Here is a 20,982-nt window from a genome sequence, read left to right on the forward strand (position 1 = left end):
ATAACTATAACACTATTATAATGAAATAATGGGCTCGTCAATGTGTTGCTAGAGTTTGTTCATTACTAGAGTCGCAGGTTGGTTATGATGGTCCAATCTCAGTGTTATGGAGATTTCTAATGTATTCAAAATAACCGTGTTTTTATCTTGCCGCTTCATTTGCCTAACGGAAGGATCACATCCAATACGCATTAGGGGAGGAATTGATATGGAAAACGCCAAGGTCCAGGATTTCATCGAAAGCAGCCAAGAGCAATGGGACGAAGAATACAGATCCCGCATGTGGGATTATTTATCGGATATCACGGAATATGCCAGATACTCGGTCGTGTACGGTTACATCCGAAAGTATCTTGGGGAAGAGGGCATTCTGGATATGGGATGCGGGGCCGGCCTGTTGTATGACATGCTCTTGGAAGATGAGAAATCGAATTATACCGGTGTAGACCTGTCCGAGGAAGCGATCAGAATCGCATCCGGCAAAACGTCAAGGGACTTATTTCAGCGCGCGGACATCAATCATTATGTTCCTCATAAAAGCTACGACGTCATCGTTTTTAATGAATCGCTGCAGTACGTGCCCAATACCGCTAGCAAGCTGTTGGAATATGCCCGTTATCTGACCCCGGATGGCGTCATCATCTCTTCCCTATATTCACATAAGAACATCCAGGATCCCGATTATCTCATGGTAGAGCATAAGATCGGCGAAATCGAGAGCTGTGATGGGTTTGACGTCGTAGATAAAGTCAGCGTGTTTAACCACAACGCGGGATTGAAATGGTATATTCACCTTTTGAAGGCCAAGAGCTAGTGATCCGTAGTATTTACAAAAATCGTTCCGTCATTTGGCAGCCGCCAAGTGGCGTTTTTTTGTTTGGCCCCTCCATTAACCGGGTATTTACCTAGCAACAGCAATGAACGAAACAAAGGGTGGGGATACCATGAAACGGATCGCAGCTGTCCTACTATTATTTTCCGCCATTATGATACTGCTTCTGACCCATCTGGAGATGGAAGAGGAAGCGCCGCAAGGATTCGCGGCCTATCGCTTGATTGCCCATGCCATGGGAAGCATCGGCGAACAGTCCTATACGAACGCTTATGAAGCCATGGTTGTTAACTATGAGAAAGGCACCAGGGTGTTCGAGATTGATTTGATGCTGACGGAGGATCGCAAAGTCGTAGCCAGGCATGAGTGGACGGAGAGCATGACGCAGCAGCTGGGTCAGAAGGAGAAGCTTCCGGACGATAAGCAGGCCGCCCGCTTAAGCCATGAGGAATTCATTAACACGCCGATTTTGGAACAATACCAGCCGATGGATATTGAGGGGATTATGGATATGATGGAGCGTCATCCCGATATCTACATCGTGACGGATACGAAGGAGCAGAAGGACCCGGATATACAGTACCTGTTCGCGGAGATTGTAAACGCTGCTAAAGAACGGGATCCGAAGCTCCTGGATCGGGTCGTCGTCCAAATTTACAATGAGCCGATGCTTGATATGGTTCAGGACATCTACCCGTTTCAATCGATTATATATACGCTGTATGCCACGCAGGACTCACCTGCTGAGATCACAGCCTTCGTCCGGGATAACCACATTGACGCGGTTACCATGCCGGAGTACAAGGTCAGCCCGAATTTTGTAGCCAAACTAAGGCAAGCGGGAGCCGTGACCTATGTCCACACCATCAATGACACGAACACCGTGAACAATTATGAAAAATGGGGCGTTTACGGAGTCTACTCGGATCTGCTGACGGAGCCGGAACTGGAGCGGAACAGCCTGAGATATACCATGACAAAGCGACTGGAGTAGACGTACCTTACATGGCACGCCTCATATCGCGTCTGTCTGCGGAAAAGTTTGTTTGCATCCATAATAATGCTGGGATGGAAGTCCGTGATCTCCATAAGAGATCGCGGGCTTTTTCAAGCTATCAGAAAGTATAAACTTCGAAGCTTGGCCTACTTGATATCACAGAAAGCCACCATTTATATGTCTGGGATAGTACGTCGGTAGACGCTTTTCTTAACGAGGCATCCGCCCGGATCCCTTTCCAGCGGCGCGGTACGTATATCGGCTGATCCGATAAACCGCAATTACCAAAAAAATGTTCGCATTTTATACGAACATAAATTGACTTGCTTACCGTGCTAGCATAGACTTATTTTAGTATGATAGTAACCCGTGAACGTGGAGGAATGACGCTTGAAAGAGATGATACAATCCTGGAGGCATGTGTTTAAGCTGGACCCCGACAAGGAGATCGATGACGAGACCCTTGATGCGGTATGCTTGTCAGGAACCGATGCCATTATGGTCGGAGGCTCAACCGGAGTCACTTATGAAAATACCGTGGATCTGCTGTCCCGAGTTCGGCGTTACGAGCTGCCGTGCGTGCAGGAAGTATCCGATCTGGAAGCCGTTGTACCCGGATTTGATCTATATATGGTCCCGATGGTTTTGAATACGCAGGATCCGACCTGGATCATGGGCCGGCATCGCGAGGGAATCGAACGCTACGGGTACATGATCCCGTGGGATCTGGTCGTGACCGAGGGGTATATCGTGTTGAACGAGAACGCTGCAGTGGCGAAATTGACCGGTGCAGAGACTTCGATTGAAGCGAGTGCGGCTGCCGCTTATGCCCAGATTGCAGACAAGCTGATGAATCTGCCGATCGTGTATCTGGAATACAGCGGCGCGTTCGGAGACATGGAAACGGTCCGTACGGTTCGAAGGTCGCTGGATAACGCCCGGTTGTTCTACGGTGGCGGAATAACCAATGCCGAGCAGGCGTTGGCGGCTGCAGCTATTTCGGACACGATCGTTGTGGGCAACGTGGTGTACGATCATCTGGAGCAGGCGCTCGAGACGGTCAAGGCCGTGAAGGGCTGATGGAACTATTAACTGATCTGCTGAAAAATATAGAGTCGCGTTAAGCCGGCCAGCTCAGGCTCTATAGTCGCTTTTTTAAGCATATATGGTTCATTGAATATCCATGCAGAACGTAACGTGCCATAGACAGGCAGCATTCAGTGCGATTCATCATCTTTAATCAAATCCATCTGCTAGACTATATCCCATTTTTTATTGGATTTTTACTTTTACTCAAGTTTCCCCTTATCAAATCTACACCTATTAGGAGGCAATGTTTATGCATTCCATTGACATACACGACGCCGTCAGACGTCTCAATCCGCAGCAGCGCCAGGCCGTTGAAGCAACCGACGGACCGCTGCTCATTATGGCCGGAGCCGGTTCCGGCAAGACACGGGTGCTAACGCACCGGATCGCCTACCTGATCGCCACGCGCAAAGCCGCACCATGGAGCATCCTAGCGATTACGTTTACGAATAAGGCAGCCCGCGAGATGCAGGAGCGTGTATCCAAGCTGGTCGGCCGGGAAGGCCAGGACATTTGGGTATCGACGTTCCACTCCATGTGCGTACGGATTTTGCGCAAAGACATTGAGCGGATCGGCTTTACTTCGAACTTCAGTATTTTGGATTCGACAGACCAGCTGTCCGTAATTCGGAACGTGATGAAGCAACACAACATCGATCCGAAGAAATTCGAGCCGAAGGCGATCCAAGCGGCCATGAGCGCGGCCAAGAATGAGCTGATTTCCCCGCAGCAGTATGAACAGAAAGCCGGGGACTATTTTGAAACCCTCGTAGCCAAAGTCTACACCGAATACCAGAAACGCTTGAAGAGCAACAATTCGCTCGATTTCGACGATCTGATCATGACCACGATCCAGCTGTTTAAGGAAGTGCCGGAGGTTCTAGACTTCTACCAGCGCAAATTCCAGTACATCCACGTGGATGAATACCAGGATACAAACCGAGCGCAGTACATGCTCTGTCGCATGCTGGCGGACAGCCATCACCGCATCTGCGTTGTCGGGGACAGCGACCAGTCGATCTACCGCTGGCGCGGCGCGGATATCACGAACATCCTGAATTTTGAGCAGGATTACCCGGAGGCGCGCACGATTCTGCTGGAGCAGAATTACCGTTCGACAGCGAACATTTTGAACGCTGCCAACAATGTTATTGGCCTGAACACGGGCCGCAAGCCGAAGAATCTGTGGACCGAGCAGGGCGAAGGACCGAAGATCAAGGTATTCCGTGGGGATACGGAGCATGATGAGGGGTATTTTGTCACCTCGGAAATTAGCAAGAATATCAAGGACGGCAAGAGCTATCAGGACCACGCGATTCTGTATCGGACCAATGCGCAGTCCCGGGTGATCGAGGAAATTCTGATCAAGTCGGATATTCCGTACCAGATCGTCGGCGGCATCAAGTTCTACGATCGCAAAGAGATCAAGGACCTGCTTGCTTATCTGCGCCTGATTTCCAACCCGGACGACGATATCAGCTTGACGCGGATCATTAACGTGCCAAAAAGAAGCATCGGCGACACAACCGTCGCGAAGCTGGCTGCAGCAGCCGGAGAGCGGGGCATCTCGATCTTCCGCGTGCTGGAAATCGTGGACGACCTTGGTTTTGCCGGACGGACGCGCAATGCGCTGGTGGGCTTCTACGACATGATCGCCGCGCTCAGCCGAATGGTCGAGTTTCTGTCGGTGACCGAGCTTACGGAAAAAATACTCGAGATGTCCGAGTACCGCCTCGAGCTCCAGAACGAGAATACGATCGAATCCAGATCCCGCCTCGAAAATATCGACGAGTTCCTGTCGGTGACGCAAGAGTTCGAGAAGAACAACGAAGATAAGTCGCTCGTCTCCTTCCTCACGGATCTTGCGCTGATCGCGGACATCGACTCGATGAACGATGACGAGGAAGACCGCGACGATGCTGTCGTGCTCATGACCATGCACAGCGCCAAAGGCCTGGAGTTCCCGGTGGTATTCATCATCGGCATGGAGGAAGGGGTATTCCCGCACAGCCGTGCCTTTATGGATAACGAGGAGCTGGAAGAGGAGCGCCGGCTTGCTTATGTAGGGATTACGCGTGCAGAGAAGCAGCTGTTCCTGTCCTGTGCGCGCATGCGTACCTTATTTGGCCGCACGACGGCGAATATGCCATCGCGATTCCTGGAGGAGATTCCGGAAGAGCTGAAGGAAGACACCCAGATGGCGCATGACCGCTACCGCCGAGGCGGCGGAAGCAATGTGGGCGGATCCTATGCGGGACGCGGCTTCGGCGGCGGTGGAGGCAGCAACTTTGGCGGCGGCCGCAGCGTGGACCTCTCCCTCAGCGGATCGACCGCTTCCGCGCAAGCCGCGCCGAAGAGCCGGGTGACGATGACAACCGGTGGGTCATCCCGTCCCGCTGCTGCCTCGGGCAGCGGCGTTTTTAAGGCCGGCGACAAAGTCGCCCATGGCAAATGGGGAACCGGTACGATCGTAGCGGTGAAGGGCAGCGGCAACGACATGGAATTGCAGATTGCATTCCCGGCGCCTGTGGGCGTGAAACGCCTGCTTGCCGGCTTTGCGCCGATTACGAAGGTGGAATAAGGGATAGAACTAGGAGAATATGCATAACGAAACACAACCCATGATGGCCTTATTATATTGAAGGAGGATTGCCCCTGCATGGATTTCAAGGAAAAGATGGAGAAGCTCATTGCGGAGCTGAACAATTACAATTACCATTACTACACGCTGGATCAGCCGCTTGTAAGCGACAAGGAGTATGACGCCCTGTACGACCAGCTGGTAGCGTTGGAGGCAGAGACCGGAGTGACGCTCCCGGATTCTCCGACCCAGCGGGTGGGCGGGGAGATTCTGAAGGGGTTTGCCCCGCACCGCCATTTGGCTCCGTTATGGAGTCTCGATAAAGCCCAGAACATCGAGCAGCTCCGTACCTGGCATGATCGCGTGGTCAGGCTGGTCAATGACTATAATACGAAGAATCCCGGCAATCCTCTCAAGGCGCCTTGTTATGCACTGGAGCTGAAGTTTGACGGGCTGACGCTGAATCTGACCTATCAGGACGGCAAGCTGGTTCAAGCATCGACACGGGGGAACGGAACGGTAGGCGAAGGCATTTTGGCTCAGGTGAAGACCATCAAGTCGGTGCCAATGACGATCCCATATACGGAAGGCACGATCGAAGTGCAGGGCGAGGGCATCATGAACCTGTCCGTGCTGGAACAATACAATCAAACCGCGGCCGAGCCGCTCAAGAACGCGCGCAATGCTGCTGCAGGAGCGCTTCGCAATCTGAATCCGAAGGTGACGGCCGAGCGTAAGCTGAACGCGTACTTCTACAATGTCGGCTACTCGGATGGAATCACTTTTGCCGACCACAAGGAAATGATGGATTTCCTGCGCGAGAACCGGCTCAAGGTCAACCCGTACATCTTCTATTTCGAGCAGTTTGATGATGTGATGGAGCAGCTGGCCGATATCGAAAAACGCCGCTCCGAGCTCGATTACCTCATTGACGGGGCGGTTGTGAAGGTGACCGATTTCCGCATCCGCGATGTGCTCGGATATACCGACAAGTTCCCGCGCTGGGCGGTCGCTTACAAATTTGAAGCGGAAGAAACCACGACTGTGCTGCAGTCGGTTACCTGGAATGTGGGACGGACCGGAAAAATCACGCCACTAGCCCGTGTAGAGCCTGTTGAGCTTGCCGGAGTTACGGTGCAGAATTGCACGCTGAACAATATCGGGGATATTGAGCGCAAAAATCTCAAGTTCGCGCTGGGCTCGCGGGTCTTCATTCGCCGTTCGAATGACGTCATTCCCGAGATCCTCGGCAAAGTGACGGAGGAGCAGGATGGCGAAGAGATCCTGTATCCGGAACAGTGTCCATCCTGCGGGTTTCCGCTGGAGCAGCGCGGCGCCCACCTCTTCTGCAACAACAAGACGGGGTGCAAGCCGCAAATCGTAGCCCGGATCACGCATTTTGCCTCCAGGGACGCCATGGACATTGAGACGTTCAGCGATAAAACCGCGATCCAGTTATATGATGAACTGGGCGTGAGAGAACCTGCTGATCTTTACACGCTATCTTTTGAAAGTTTGCTGAAGCTGGAGCGCTTCGGCGAGAAAAAAGCCCAGAATCTGCTGGATGCCATCGAGAAGAGCAAGGAGCGGGATCTTGCATCGTTCCTCTTTGCGCTGGGGATACCGAACACCGGCAAATCCACAACCAAAATGCTGGCCGATCACTACCGTGATCTGAACCGCGTGATGGCAGCGTCCGCGGAAGAATTGGTGGAGCTGCCGGACGTAGGCGGCATCGTGGCCGACAGCATCGCGGGATACTTCGCCGACCCGTTTGCCCAAGCGAGCATCCAGAAGATGCTCTCGCTGGGCGTCCAAGCAAAAGCGCCGGAAGCGCCGAAGCCGGTCAGCACGGATTCCTACTTCAGCGGCAAAACGGTCGTGCTGACAGGCACCCTCCATCTGCTGACCCGCGAAGAGGCAACCGAACGATTGGAAGCGCTCGGGGCCAAAGTCACCGGCAGCGTGTCCAAGAAAACCGACCTCCTCATAGCAGGCGAAAAAGCCGGCAGCAAGCTGGCCAAAGCCCAGCAGCTCGGCATCGACATCCTGGAGGATGAAGAAGAGTTCGTGCGGTTGCTGAACGAATAACAGCACACCCTGGATATATTTTCAATATTAGTTGCAACTCCCTAAGAACCGAGGCTATCGATAGCCTCGGTTCTTTCTTTTTCCTGAATTCCTTTCTCCTCCCTTACTTGCGATGTAAGCCATATTTTCCTTGAATCTATGACGTTTTCGATCATTCGTCAAAAGCTCCTAAACTTTCGACTGAATTTAACAAAAACATACAGAAAAGGATGAAGGAATCTAATTTTGCATTCTAGAATAATTTACCACGGGTCAGTCTTATGCGGAAAGGAGTGGATACCATCGTTAGGCAGCGCAGATATGCTGATGACATCCCGGACCCTGATTTGATTGGGAAATCTACCTTATGGGAGGGGCAAAGCCTTGAGTAAAAAGTTGTGGTCTGCACTACTAAGTTTTGTTTTAACGTTATCATTGGTTGCACCAGCGGCCGGGGCGGCTCCGTCTGAACGGCAGATCGAGCTGGACAATCCGCTCAGTGCCGAAGAAGCTAGGCAGTTAAAGGATATGCTGAAACAGCGAGCTAAGCTTGCGGAGTTTCCCACGCTTGATCAAAGCTTGCAAAAATCGGCCGGGGGTCCTACAAGGGTCATCGTAGAATTGTCGACCGAACCAGTGGCTTTGGCCAAAGGGCTTTCCTCTATACAGGGCCAATCCTTTAGTTCTTCCGCAGAGGCGAAGGTCGAGGCACAGGTAGAGTTGGAGCAGCAGACTTTTATACGCAGCCTGAACACGAAGAACATCACGCATGAAATCTCCGATCAATATAGCTACGCATTCAACGGGGTGTCCATGGAGATCGACGGCAGCAAGGTTGAAGCGCTGCTGGATATCCCTGGCGTTCTAGGCGTTTATCCCGATCTGGAGGTAACGGTTGGCCCGAAGGGCGAAGTGAATCCATACATGAAAGACACGGGGCCTTTCATCGGTGCTCCCGATGTCTGGGATCTCGGATATACGGGCAAAGGCATTAAAGTCGGCGTTATTGATACAGGTATTGATTACGCTCACCCGGTTTTGAAGGATGCTTATAAAGGCGGGTACGACTTTGTTGACAATGATAATGATCCCTATGAGACGACTCCGCTCGACTGGGAGAATGATCCTTCCAATCCCCCACAGGTCGATGACAGGGGGAGCACGTACTGGACCGATCATGGAACGCACGTAGCGGGTACCATCGGAGCACGCGATGCCGGCGAATATGGAGTCGTGGGCATTGCACCCGAAGCGGATATCTATGCTTACCGCGTTCTTGGGCCGTACGGAAGCGGCTATTCCAGCTGGGTGCTGGGAGGTATTGACCGTTCCGTTCAGGACGGAATGGATGTAATCAACCTCTCCCTGGGCAATTCCCGAAATGATCCGGACTATGTAACGTCCGTAGCACTTAACAATGCTGCGCTGGCTGGCGTCACGCCAGTCGTTGCAAGCGGCAATACAGGGCCAAACCGCTGGACGGTTGGATCGCCGGGGGCGGCGGCTTTTCCGATTACGGTAGGAAACTCCACGGGGCCAAGCGACGAAATGGCGGCAACATCGCACTTTTTCACGGACGCGGAATCGCCGGGCGAGCCCATTGAAAACAATGATGGCACGGTTGAGCTTGGAGCAGGGCCAACACCATCTGTCACGCCTAACGAGCAGGCAGAAGCACAGCTCGATGAAGCTGCCCAGGCGGCATCGACCGACGACGCGGCTGCTATGGATGAGACAGCACCTTCCGTCAATCCGGAGCAGGAGTCAGTTCAATTGAGTGACGGCGCAGCAGAAGAGCCAGCCACTGATGAAGTGCCTGTTGAATCTGCCAACAATGAAGCAGCCCCTCAGGCTGACGATGCCGCACCGGTTACCGTGGTAGATGCTACGTATAAGCTTGAATTAATGGCGTGGAATCTCGCCGAGGACCCGGAAGTCGTCCTGGATGGGGATTTCGGACTGATTTATGCGGATCTGGGAAAACCAGAGGATTTCGCTGGCAAAGACGTAGCGGGCAAAATCGCATTGATTAAACGCGGCGAACTCGCCTTCGTCGATAAAATTGCGAATGCTAAGGCAGCAGGCGCGACGGGTGCCATCGTATTCAACCAGAACCCTGGCCCGATCGGCGTCTTGCTCGGAGACAGCTTTGCCTTCATTCCAACCTTTAGTATGAGCAAAGAAGACGGCGATTATATCAAATCGCTGCTCGATGCCAACCCGGATCTGAAAGTGAATTTCACCGATTTTATTAAAAACCGAACCGCAGGCGATGAGATTAATGATTCCAGCTCCAGAGGCCCAGCCAAAAAGACGCTGGATATCAAGCCTGACGTGGTAGCGCCGGGAACGAGCATTTTGTCATCCGTTCCGGCATACGGGAAGGACATTGCAGATGCGGACTACAGTCAGTCCTATGACCGATTAACAGGCACCAGTATGGCGTCCCCGCATGTGGCAGGGCTTGCGGCTCTCATCCTGGAGAAGCACAACGACTGGACTCCGTTCGATGTCAAAGTCGCCTTGATGAATAACGCCAAAGTGCTGAATACCGAATCCTACGATGTGACTGATCAAGGGGCCGGACGCGTCCAGGCGCTCCAGACCATCCAGGCGGAGGCGCTGGTGAAGGTCTTGGACAAGACTTCGTATCAAGAGAACGGAACTTCCAACCAAAAGGAAAACATCACTGGAAGCATAAATTTCGGCAACTTTACCGGCAAGTCTGCCAAGACCGTTCAGAAAAAAATAAAGGTAGAGAGCATTGGAAACGCGGGCGGCACGTTTAATGTGCAAATCAATAACACGCAGGTCACGCCGGGAGTAAGTGTTACAACCGATAAAAGCACCTTCACCCTCAACGGTCAAGAGGAGATTATCGTAACGCTTCAAGTACCGGAAGGGATAGACGGGATATCGGAACAGCAAGGCTACATCACGTTTTCGAATGGAACCCATACCTATTCTGTTCCTTACGTTGCGTACTTTAATCTTGAAATCAAGGGCGTGAAATATACAAAAGCCTATAGTGACACCGAAACCTACTTGCCGCATGTTCCGTTAACCGAGACCGGTGAGCTGGGCAAGCTCAACCTGGCTTTTGAATTCTACAATCCGATGCAGATCGTCATCGTGGACTTGTATGACAGCCTTAATCCGGAAGCAGGTGTTGACGGTGACGGGATTATCGGTCAAATATTTGGGGGAGAAGCCTATTTTGATGCCAACACCTCGTTTACGATCGGTTGGAACGGGAAGTATGCCGACTATGCGACTGGGCAAGAGGTAGAGGTTCAGGATGGATTATATTCAATCGAGCTTCTTTCCTTGGATACGAATTTCGTGGTTCACTCGGATTATGCCACGATTCCTTTCTTTGTGAAGCGATCAGCACCTTCGATTCAAACGAATACAGATGTCAAAATCTCCGGCAAGAACAATCCAGCTCTTACCGGTACGATCGAAGATCTCTACGTAACGGCTGTTCCAGCATTGTGGGATGAATGGGCCATCGATTTTGACGTCAGCGAATGGCTGGATGCCACTTATGTGATTAAGAGAGCCAATAAAACAGTGGCGAAGGAAGGCAGCTTTGATGTCGGGCAGGATGGTGCATTTAACATTGCCTTAGACGGATTGTCTTCAGGCAACTATACCGTTGAGCTTTCCGTCAAAGACCGTCAAGGACTCCAAGGAACGGCTTCCGTATCCTTGCAGCTGACAGGCGCGCCTGGACCAGGGAACCCGGATCCAGGTAACCCAGGTAACCCAGGTAACCCAGGTGGCGGATCCGGCGGAGGAGGCGGTGGCGGCTCGTCCTCCGGCGGCGGCTCCACAGGAACTCCGTCCACTCCGGCTCCCGAAGTATCGGGAGATGCCAAAGTAACGACGAAGAAAAATGCGGATGGCACCGAGTCCGCAACGGCGGCTCTGTCGGAAGCAGTGGTTGCGTCTGGAATTGCTAGTGACAGCAAGGAAGTAAAACTGGACGTATCGAAGCTGGATTTCAGCAAATACAGCGACGTAGCTCTTACCCTTGGCAAGTCAGCTATCGATAAACTGAAAGCATCAGGCAAACCGCTTGTTATCACGGGTAACGGCTTTGCCTTGACGGTGCCTGCCGATGCCTTGGATGATTTCACGACAAGCAGCGGATTCAGTTTGACGGTTTCCGTAGCTGCAAGCAAAGCGGGATCCGGGAACACTTTGAACGCTGTATCCCCAATCGTTTCAGTCAAACATGGGGACAAGTTCAAACATCCGCTTTTACTGACATTGAACTACGATCCGGCCAAAGTGAAGGATGCCCGCAAGGTGGGTGCCTACGTGCAGTCGGACAAAGGCGATCTGCAATCCGCAGGATTGCTGCAATCGGCCGCACGCGGATCGATCACGTTCCGTATCAACGGACCGGGTTCTTATGCAGCCGCCGAGAATAACGTGACCTTTAACGACATCGTCAGCCACTGGGCTAAGGATGAGATCGAGGTTGCCGCCTCGCAGCATATCACGAATGGTACAGGTGCTGGCCGCTTCTCTCCAAACAATGCGGTGACCCGTGCTGAATTTGCTACATTGCTTGATCGCATTTTCGAGACAGGCATCGATTGGGAAACACGCAGCAAAGAAGCAGGGGCGAAGAATCCGCTGACACGTGAGGACATGGTAGTCATGATCGCGGATGCGTTGAAGATGGATTCCGACGCAGGCTCCTTGTCATTTAACGATACGAACCTGATTTCGGAGGATGCGCGTGCGGCTGTAGCCTTTGCCGTAAACGAAGGACTGGTGAAGGGAGTGAGTGGCAACCGCTTCGCACCGGGCGAGACTTCCACTCGGGCACAGGTATCCGTAATTGTGTACCGTTTGCTGGATTATCTGAATAAAATCTAATCAAGGATAGGCAGAGACAGAGCTTTAACTATAGAGGACTCGGCTGTTAGCAACCGAGTCCTTTTTTATTTTCTTGACAGCGTGCTGCGTGAACGTTTGTAATATAAAGGAAATGGATGAGCCAAACGGGGAGGCGAACCAAGATGAAAGCCCAAAAAGCCGTCATTTATTTTACCATAGCACTCGTACCTCTATTCATCATCTTCACCGTGTTGGGGGGATTGCCAAAGAGACGGAAGGCGGTGCGATCCAGCGAAGCGTCGAATGGTTAACGACCTATATTTTGCCGTGGATCTTCCTTTATTGGTTTATTAAGCTGGTTCGTAAAATAAAGTGAAAACAAACTCATATGAAATACCAAAAAAGACTCAGGTGATTACCCGAGTCTTTTTTTCATTTTTCGCCAAAGATCCCTCATACGGGGGATACATATCAACCCAGGCAAAAGCTACTATTTTATATAGGTATACATTCCTATTTCACTAAGTTTGTATGTTTAAAAAATGAAAAAAAGGAGGATAAGAGCCATTAAGCGCAGTGTAGCACAAACATTCATTGTGATGGCCATGATCGTACCGCTTCTATTAGGCAGCCTGGTCATTCCAGTGAAAGATCAGGCCTCCGCATTCAAGGTGCAGGCCGAGACGATTGGTACCATCGCTTATGATCCAAGAGGATTTGCCGGAGTCCATTCTATCTATAGCGATGGTACCACCGTCAGGGTTCTGGACGACTTTAATAAAGTCCCTTTTAACGCGCGCTGGGTCACGTTCATGCCGATCAATTTTGACGGGGTGGAGCTTTACTACAGCCGAGACGGGATTACAACCGAGAAGAAATTGATGAATCTTAGAGGGTTGAATGACCTGCCTGCCGATGTGAGGTGGCTGACGTTAAGTAACTTTGATGGAGCGGTCTTTGAGAATCAACCCATCGATAATCAGCAGTATACGTACAGTGTGGACGGCGTCAATATTTTAAGCGGTCCAGAGGTGCCGGCTAACGCGTTATGGGCTACAATAAGCTATTATACGACAACTTGGAGCGGCGAAAACAAGGCATTAAACTACAGCCTTTCCCGGGTGAGTTACAACCTGAATGCCGACCTCATCCGCAGCACTTCGATTCAGTCCCATGGGGCAGATCGGCGTTATGCAAGGGCAGGCGATACGGTTACGTTATCCTTTTCATCGCTTCGAGCGCTCCAATCCCCAAGTGTCACACTGGCTGGACAGCAAATGCAAGCAATCGCTATACCGAACGCGGTCGGAAACGAATGGAGGGCCTTTGTGACGCTGGATGCTAACCATCCGGAAGGGGAGATCCATTTCAGCATTGCATACCAAGACGAAGGGATTCCTATGACCGTATCGGCGACCACGGATGGAAGCTCCGTATTTTTCGACAATAGCCCGCCATCGGTATCTCTGTCGCAATCTACGTCAGATTGGACACAGGGCAACGTTATTGTTAACGGACGAGCATATGATACGGGTAGCGGGGTCCAGATTGAGAAATGGGCGGAAGGCCGCCAACCGGTGTCCCTTTTCCATAATAACGGCCATCTGCCGCAAGGCGGCAGCATGTTCACCGCGTTCAATAACGGATGGTATACCTGGTATGCAAAGGATCGTGCAGGGAATGAAATGGTGCAGTTCATTGAAATCGGGAACATTGATCGAGTATCACCTTCGCTTACCCTGACGTCATCGCCGACGGGGTGGACAGCTGGGTCTGTCCAAATTACCGCATCAACCGTAGATGATCTCAGCGGGGTTAAGCTCACGAAGTGGGCTGCCGGCAACCAGCCGCTTGCATTTTTCAAGAATGGCGGCGGAACTATGTTTAGCGATTCTTTTACAGTGACGGATAACGGGATCTACACCGTTTATGCAGAAGATCAAGCGGGGAATGCGGTAACAGAGCAGATCACGATTGACAATCTGGACGATATCCCCCCTGCGATTTCGTTGACGCCTTTCACGACAGAGCCGACGCAGACGGATATCGCTATTACTGTAGACGCCTCCGATCAGGAAAGCGGCACCGAGATCGTCAAATGGGCAGTGGGCAAGCAGCCGGCCTCATATTTTGCGGCAGAGGGGAACACCTTGCAAGGGACAGGCTTTACGGTTTCAGAGAATGGTATATACACAGTCTATGCCAAGGATAAGGCCGGGAACGAACAGATCGAGACTGTAGAAATCACCAATATTTATAAAAGCGGCCCAAACCTCCGGCTGTCACTCGACAACCCCGATTGGGCGAACAGCCCCGTTCGAATACAACTTGATGTAACGGACAACGGCAGCGGGATCGCGGTGCAGAAATGGGCTGCCGGACATCATGATCCCGATTATTTCAACAATGAAGGCACTCCGTTTACCGATAGCAGCTTTACCGTTGACAGCAATGGAATGTATACCGTTTATATCAAAGACAATGCTGGTTACGAGGCCGTGGCCGTCATTGAGGTTACCCGAATGGATAACGAAAGACCGATAATATCGGAGCCCAAGCTAACGCCCGGTACGTGGACGAGTCAGGATGTCGAAGTGTGGGTATCCGGCATGGACAACTCCGGCGTGATCTCACTTATGAAATGGAGCGCCGGTGTGCAGGACGAAGTTTACTTCGAGCAAGGAAGGGGCACCGTGTTCCAGGATGTATTTACGGTGGATGCGAACGGAGAATACACGGTATATGCAAAAGACGGTGCCGGTAACGGGAATGTTAGATCCTTCCATGTAAGCAACATCGATAGGGAAGAACCGATCATCCACCTGCAGCCTTCTATCAAGGATCCGACAAACCAGAATGTGGCCGTAACGGCTGATGTGTACGGTACGTTAAGTCCGATTATGTCTACGAAGTGGGCGCCGGGAATCCAGCCGTTGTCCTATTTTGACGCGGAAGGGAACGACTTTAACGGAACCTTCGAAGCGGAGTTGAATGGATGGTATACCGTATACGCCGAGAGTGCAGCGGGCAACAAAACAATTGAGACCATTGAAATCATGAACATTTTTAAAGAGGTGCCAGTCATTCAGGTTGCGGTGTCACCGTCTGTTCCGACGCAAACCGACGTCACGGTGACCGCCTCGGTCTATGCTCCGAATCCGTTGGTTGAGAGTAAGCTTGCCTTCGGGCAACAGGATGCTTCCTATTTCGCACACGGTGGCGGCGAGCCTTGGAGTGATAGGCTGGAGGTCCATGACAATGGCTGGATTACTTATTATGTCCGGGATCATGCAGGCAATGAGTCGGTGAAACTGGTGGAAATCACGAATATCGATCGTGAAAAGCCGGTAATTACCCTGCTTGGCGAATCTCGAATCTCATTGGTGCAAGGTTCTGACTATATGGATCCGGGGGCCATGGCCAATGACAATCTAGACGGAAATCTAACGGATCGTATCGAGGTTGAAGGTAAAGTCGATACTTCCAGACCGGGACAATACACGCTCCGTTATTCGGTAGCCGATCGTGCCGGCAATGAGGCGGAAGAGGTTGTTCGAACGGTTAACGTTACGCCTCGGCCAGGTGGTGGAGATACAGGATCGACTGATCCTACACCGGGAAGCGGCGGGAGCGAGCCGAATCCTGCTCCAGTAGATAAGGGGGATAAGAACGAAGGACTTCCAGGATCGATTTCAACCCCAACAACACCAGCTCCAGGAAATGACGGCGGTTCGTCTGCTGCACAGCCGCCCCCTAGCAAACAGACTCCTGCCCTTACCGACATTACCGGACACTGGGCCGAGTCTGACATCCAGGCGCTATATGATCTGAAGCTGGTAAAAGGTTATCCTGACGGAAGCTACAAACCAGACCGTCCGGTGACCCGGGCCGAATTTGTCGCGCTGCTGATACGGAGCCTGGGATTAAAGGGGCAATACAGCGCTGCATTCCAGGATATTAAAAATCACTGGGCTGGCGACGCGATTCGTACTGCTCTAGCCCATGGAATTATTGGTGGGTACAGCAGCCGAGCTTTTGGCCCCGATGATCCGATCACACGTGAGCAAATGGCTGTCATGCTGGCCAACTCGAGCCAGCTTGTGAGTCTTTCCTCCAGCGTTTCCGGTACAAACTTAACTTCCTTCAAAGACCAAGGCTCCATATCCGCCTGGGCAAAGCAACAGGTATCCGACGTGGTCGAGAACGAGCTGATGAACGGGTACCCCGGAGGAAGGTTCTTGCCTCGAGGATTGGCAACACGAGCAGAGGTAGCAGCGGTTATATACCGTTTTAAAAATGTAATTGAACAGAGCATATAAACGAAAAAGCTTACTTAAGGTCTCTTCCTTAAGTAAGCTTTTTAGATCTATTATAAGAGCATTCACATGCTGCCCAAGCATACTGATCGTGGAACAGAAGCGTAGAGGCGAAGAAATGCAGCTTATAGCTGGCGTTTAGTCCCTTCTGGATATAGGGGCTACTCAGGAAAGGGATGGTCCTCGTGAAGCAAACCGAGCGTATTAGCGATGGCTGCGGCTTTTCCTCTTCGGTCAACCTTCAGTTTTTCGAAGATTTTCTTGATGTGGGTCTTTACTGTCTCATTGGTAATGGTAAGTGCCGCGGCGATTTCTTTATTCGAGAGACCCTTCGAGATCAGGCGAAGCACTTCCTTCTCCCGTCCTGTTAAATCATGCACTCCTCCCGCACGCTTTTTTGCCGATTGGAGGCCATGTTCGGAAAGCGGCAGCTCGGTACGGGAGCGGACTTTCGCATGAACGGCAAATAGAGCTTGGGAGGCAATGGTGCTCAACACATGAAAACGATCGGGGGCAAACGCTTTTCTGCTCATCTCATTTTGCAGAAACAATACTCCTAGCAATTGATCCTGAATAACGATAGGAAAATAAAGCACGGAACCTTCTGTCGATTGAGCGGAAGAAGTTGAGTTCAACTCAACCATCCCTGGTGTGGCAGTCGGCCCGTGAAGGGCAGCTTGGGATTCCGCTGTCTGAATAAGCAAACGACGGCTGACTCCATGGGCATCCTCCAGGAGAGTTCGTTGAGAAGAAGCTGTCCATCGCCTGCCGTCCATCTTTGCCGCAGCTTCTACATACCATTTGCCGTCCTGCAACATTAGCATCAGACCGCGATGGGCGCCGGCGTTCATGACCAGGAGCTGCATGAAACGTTCAGCTACTCGCCCCGTTGCGATCTCCGAGTTAAAAATATGTGATGCCTGCATGATGGCGGCCAAATCCAACACTTGCGGATAGTTGACGATATGGCCCGAAAGCGACATGGAGGGAATGGTTTCCTGGAAGGACTTATCCCCCTCGTCCTTATCAGTGAGTGTTTCATGCTGCTGAAATGAATGGGAAGCGGAAGGATTTTGCCTGGTTTCATACCTGCAGCGCTTGGCATCCGGATCTGATTCAGCAGCTAATCGATGCCGAGTTATTTTCTCAGCAATGCTCCTCATGTCGAGGTAGCGGTCATCGGGGTCTTTTTCCAGCATGTTCAGGATAAGTTCTGAAATCCATTGAGGCAGCTGAATATCATGGAAGGGATCAGGCCTTATGGTAAGATGGGCGTGAGCCCAAGGAAGTGCACCGTTCGCGGTGAAGGGAAGTCTATGAGCGAATAGCTCGTAGAATGTCACGCCAAGCGAGTAGATATCGGCTCTGCCATCCAGGCGATGGCTCATTCTCCCGGTTTGTTCCGGAGACATATAGATAGGATTGGCTTCCAGACTGCCATGCCCCTGTAAATTCAATTGATCCCGGCGAACGGCGTATCCGAAGCCTGTTAAATAAATGTCCTGCGTGCTTTCCTGAACAAGAAGGGTATCTGGCCTGATGTTTAAATGCAGAACGTCGTGGGTATGCAGATCCTGCAGCCTGCGGGCAGCACGCTCAAGCATTGGGATTAATACCGAGGGCGAGGAGCCGTGGATTCGTACATATTCCCTTAAGGTTATAGCGTGAATGGGTTCAAACTCCAATACGATCATTGTCTTGAACGATAAGTAGGATGCAGGCTTGAACAGCCCGTCCACATTCAAATCATTGAGGAAATGATATTCGTGGATGAGCTTCGCATTCTCGATCGTTGTACGGCTACCTTCTTTTACAATTTTTAGGAGCATCGTTCTCCGGGTTCGCTCGGAACGGGCATACGCCACCGTTATATATGAATCCTCATAGACGATGCCGGTGATCGTATATCCTGGGATTTTCAACATATCGCACATTCCTTTGGTCTAGCCTGTTCGTATGCTCGTATCTGGCATGTCGTACTATGGCTTGTATTTTGTTTAGTATATCATGTCTATAGACTGGGATTATCAAAGGAATGAAAGGTTAGCGATACAGACGCAGATATCCGTTTTATGTAAATGTAAAAGACAGACGCCCAGTCGATCCGTACGGTGCGGGATGATTTGGGCGCCTGTCTTATGAGGACCAGAACTATGTTTAAAGCATACAAACAACCTGATCGATTACAGAGACCTGGCGGAGACAGTTAATCCCGTGCCCACTGATCCAGCTTGTCATCACCCGGAAGAAGCAGGGCAAGCAGACCTAGCAGCGGCAAGAAGCCGATGGCGATCATCACATTGCCGATTCCCCAAGCATCCCCGAGATTACCGAGCACAAGCGAACCGACCCCGCCCATGCCAAAAGCAAACCCGGTGATCAGCCCGGATACCGTACCGATATTGCCCGGATGCAGCATTTGAGCATACACAACGGTGACCGAGAAACTGGATAATAGGACAAATCCGCCGATGAGCAGCAATACAGCCGCCCAGAATGGCGAGGCGAACGGCAGAATCAACGCAATGGGTGCCGTACCGATCATGGAGAGCATGATCATATTGCGGCGGCCAAAGCGGTCGGCCAGCGGACCGCCGAAGAAGGTGCCCACAGCTCCGGAAGCGAGAAACAGAAAAATATAAATCTGAGCATTATCAATCGTGATCTTGTATGCATCCATGAGGTAGAAGGCATAATAGCTGCTAATGGCTGCGCCATACCAGGAGCGGATAAACACGAGAATGACGAGCACCAGCGTTGCATTGCGCACGCTCTTGCGGCGGGCGGGATCGAGCATGCGCCCGGCAGCTTTCTTTTTAAATGTGTAACCAGCCTTCAGCATGCCGTGATACCAATGCGCAACATAGGATTGCACGATGATACCAGCCGCAGCAACGAAGGTGAAACCGATCGCGCCAAACTGTCCGAACGGTACGAAAATGTATCTTGTTAGTAGCGGAGCAAGTGACTGTCCGGCATTGCCCCCTACTTGAAAGATCGATTGGGATAACCCTTTTCGCATACCTGCAGCCATATGAGCGACCCGCATTCCCTCAGGGTGGAAGGTCGCCGAGCCTAATCCGATCAGAACGACCGCGAATAGAACCAGGAGATATGTATGTGCATATGCAAGAATAAATACGCCTGCAAACGTGAAACACATACCGATCGGAAGCAAAATCGGTGTCGGCTTTCGATCCGCGGCATACCCGATAACCGGCTGAATGATAGATGATGTGAAGTTGATAGCAAAGGAGATCCAACCGATCTGAGTAAAGGTAAGCAGCAGATTATCCTTTAATATGGGAAAGATAGCAGGGATCACGGACTGAATCGAATCATTAAACAAATGCACGAAACTGATGGCGATTAGAATTTTGTATACTGTAGCCTGATTAGCCTCTCCATGTGCAGGACTTGGTGTGTCTTTGGGCTTTTGGAGAGCGATGCTTTTGTCTGCCATGCGGCGAACTCCTTTCTTAATAGATATAGTCGGTCTGCAAAAAGCGATGAACTAACCTTAAAACCTTTTGAATAGGAAATCAATTACATTTCGAGATGATAATTAAATCAAAATGAGCTCCATGATGAAGCAAATTTATACGGGTGAGGTAGACAGACTCGAATGAATATTGATCTACAACAGGCATTAATCATGTCATCAATGATGTTATGCGAAACTTTACATATTTTCTTTTAAAAATGCTTGCTATATCTTTTGGGTCGTGGTATATTACTAACTGTCGCTTTTGACGAAAGCTTTTGAAGCTTGTCGAACGGCGTCGAAAAAATGTGTTGACATCAAGTTAAATACTTGATAAGATATAAACCTGCGCTGCTGATTGAGATTTGATCGGCAAAGCAGCCAACAAGTTCCTTGAAAACTGAACAAATGGATCACGTCAATGTAATACAAGCAAACGTTAATACGTTAGCTTTGAAATGAGCAAGTCAAACTTTATTGGAGAGTTTGATCCTGGCTCAGGACGAACGCTGGCGGCGTGCCTAATACATGCAAGTCGAGCGGACTTGATGGAGTGCTTGCACTCCTGAAGGTTAGCGGCGGACGGGTGAGTAACACGTAGGCAACCTGCCCTCAAGACTGGGATAACTACCGGAAACGGTAGCTAATACCGGATAATTTATTTTGCAGCATTGTGAGATAATGAAAGGCGGAGCAATCTGTCACTTGAGGATGGGCCTGCGGCGCATTAGCTAGTTGGTGGGGTAACGGCTCACCAAG

At 51.1% G+C, this 20,982-nt stretch carries 10 protein-coding genes and 1 rRNA gene; 9 read left to right on the forward strand and 2 right to left on the reverse strand.

Annotated features, from left to right (window positions below; all coding sequences use genetic code 11):
* Positions 1–208 precede the first annotated feature (208 nt).
* The 8 genes from BMX45_RS12685 (at position 209) to BMX45_RS12720 (ending at position 16,742) form a co-directional block, all read left to right on the forward strand.
* The gene (locus BMX45_RS12685) at positions 209–814 is read left to right on the forward strand and encodes a class I SAM-dependent methyltransferase (RefSeq protein ID WP_090909977.1); all 606 of its coding nucleotides are present in this window, start codon (positions 209–211) and stop codon (positions 812–814) included.
* A 130-nt stretch (positions 815–944) separates the two neighbouring features.
* Positions 945–1,826: a phosphatidylinositol-specific phospholipase C/glycerophosphodiester phosphodiesterase family protein gene (locus BMX45_RS12690; RefSeq protein ID WP_090909978.1), complete on the forward strand. Its 882-nt coding sequence runs from the start codon at positions 945–947 to the stop codon at positions 1,824–1,826.
* 393 nt (positions 1,827–2,219) lie between these two features.
* A complete protein-coding gene (locus tag BMX45_RS12695) occupies positions 2,220–2,909 on the forward strand; it encodes a heptaprenylglyceryl phosphate synthase (protein ID WP_090909979.1) in 690 nt (229 codons plus the stop codon).
* A gap of 259 nt (positions 2,910–3,168) precedes the next feature.
* Positions 3,169–5,499, forward strand: coding sequence for a DNA helicase PcrA (gene pcrA / locus BMX45_RS12700; RefSeq protein ID WP_090909980.1), 2,331 nt, complete (start codon positions 3,169–3,171; stop codon positions 5,497–5,499).
* 78 nt (positions 5,500–5,577) lie between these two features.
* Positions 5,578–7,590 (forward strand): NAD-dependent DNA ligase LigA, encoded by a 2,013-nt coding sequence (gene ligA / locus BMX45_RS12705; protein WP_090909981.1) that lies wholly within the window; start codon positions 5,578–5,580, stop codon positions 7,588–7,590.
* A 363-nt stretch (positions 7,591–7,953) separates the two neighbouring features.
* Entirely contained in the window at positions 7,954–12,462 is a 4,509-nt protein-coding gene (locus BMX45_RS12710) for a S8 family serine peptidase (RefSeq protein ID WP_090909982.1), read from the forward strand.
* A 143-nt stretch (positions 12,463–12,605) separates the two neighbouring features.
* Positions 12,606–12,734, forward strand: a complete 129-nt coding sequence (locus BMX45_RS32110; RefSeq protein ID WP_302847900.1) for a hypothetical protein — start codon at positions 12,606–12,608, stop codon at positions 12,732–12,734.
* Positions 12,735–13,022: 288 nt separating this feature from the next.
* Entirely contained in the window at positions 13,023–16,742 is a 3,720-nt protein-coding gene (locus BMX45_RS12720; protein WP_175495093.1) for an S-layer homology domain-containing protein, read from the forward strand.
* A gap of 158 nt (positions 16,743–16,900) precedes the next feature.
* Here the strand turns inward: BMX45_RS12720 and BMX45_RS32115 are convergent, their stop codons facing one another.
* Together BMX45_RS32115 and BMX45_RS12730 are read right to left on the reverse strand one after the other, a co-directional pair.
* Entirely contained in the window at positions 16,901–18,664 is a 1,764-nt protein-coding gene (locus BMX45_RS32115; protein WP_175495094.1) for a protein kinase domain-containing protein, read from the reverse strand.
* A gap of 281 nt (positions 18,665–18,945) precedes the next feature.
* Entirely contained in the window at positions 18,946–20,202 is a 1,257-nt protein-coding gene (locus tag BMX45_RS12730) for an MFS transporter (RefSeq protein ID WP_090909985.1), read from the reverse strand.
* 495 nt (positions 20,203–20,697) lie between these two features.
* Between BMX45_RS12730 and BMX45_RS12735 the strand changes: the two genes are divergently transcribed.
* Positions 20,698–20,982, forward strand: a 16S ribosomal RNA gene (locus BMX45_RS12735); the annotation flags it as partial.

Source organism: Paenibacillus sp. cl141a (assembly GCF_900109305.1).
Taxonomy (GTDB): Bacteria; Bacillota; Bacilli; order Paenibacillales; family Paenibacillaceae; genus Paenibacillus_AQ; species Paenibacillus_AQ lautus_A.

What these genes read in the sequence shown, in the direction of transcription:
- BMX45_RS12685 (WP_090909977.1), top strand. Translation starts at nt 209, where the DNA reads ATGGAAAACGCCAAGGTCCAGGATTTCATCGAAAGCAGCCAAGAGCAA.
- BMX45_RS12690 (WP_090909978.1), top strand. Translation starts at nt 945, where the DNA reads ATGAAACGGATCGCAGCTGTCCTACTATTATTTTCCGCCATTATGATA.
- pcrA (WP_090909980.1), top strand. Translation starts at nt 3,169, where the DNA reads ATGCATTCCATTGACATACACGACGCCGTCAGACGTCTCAATCCGCAG.
- ligA (WP_090909981.1), top strand. Translation starts at nt 5,578, where the DNA reads ATGGATTTCAAGGAAAAGATGGAGAAGCTCATTGCGGAGCTGAACAAT.
- BMX45_RS32110 (WP_302847900.1), top strand. Translation starts at nt 12,606, where the DNA reads ATGAAAGCCCAAAAAGCCGTCATTTATTTTACCATAGCACTCGTACCT.
- BMX45_RS12720 (WP_175495093.1), top strand. Translation starts at nt 13,023, where the DNA reads ATGGCCATGATCGTACCGCTTCTATTAGGCAGCCTGGTCATTCCAGTG.
- BMX45_RS32115 (WP_175495094.1), bottom strand. Translation starts at nt 18,664, where the DNA reads ATGTTGAAAATCCCAGGATATACGATCACCGGCATCGTCTATGAGGAT.
- BMX45_RS12730 (WP_090909985.1), bottom strand. Translation starts at nt 20,202, where the DNA reads ATGGCAGACAAAAGCATCGCTCTCCAAAAGCCCAAAGACACACCAAGT.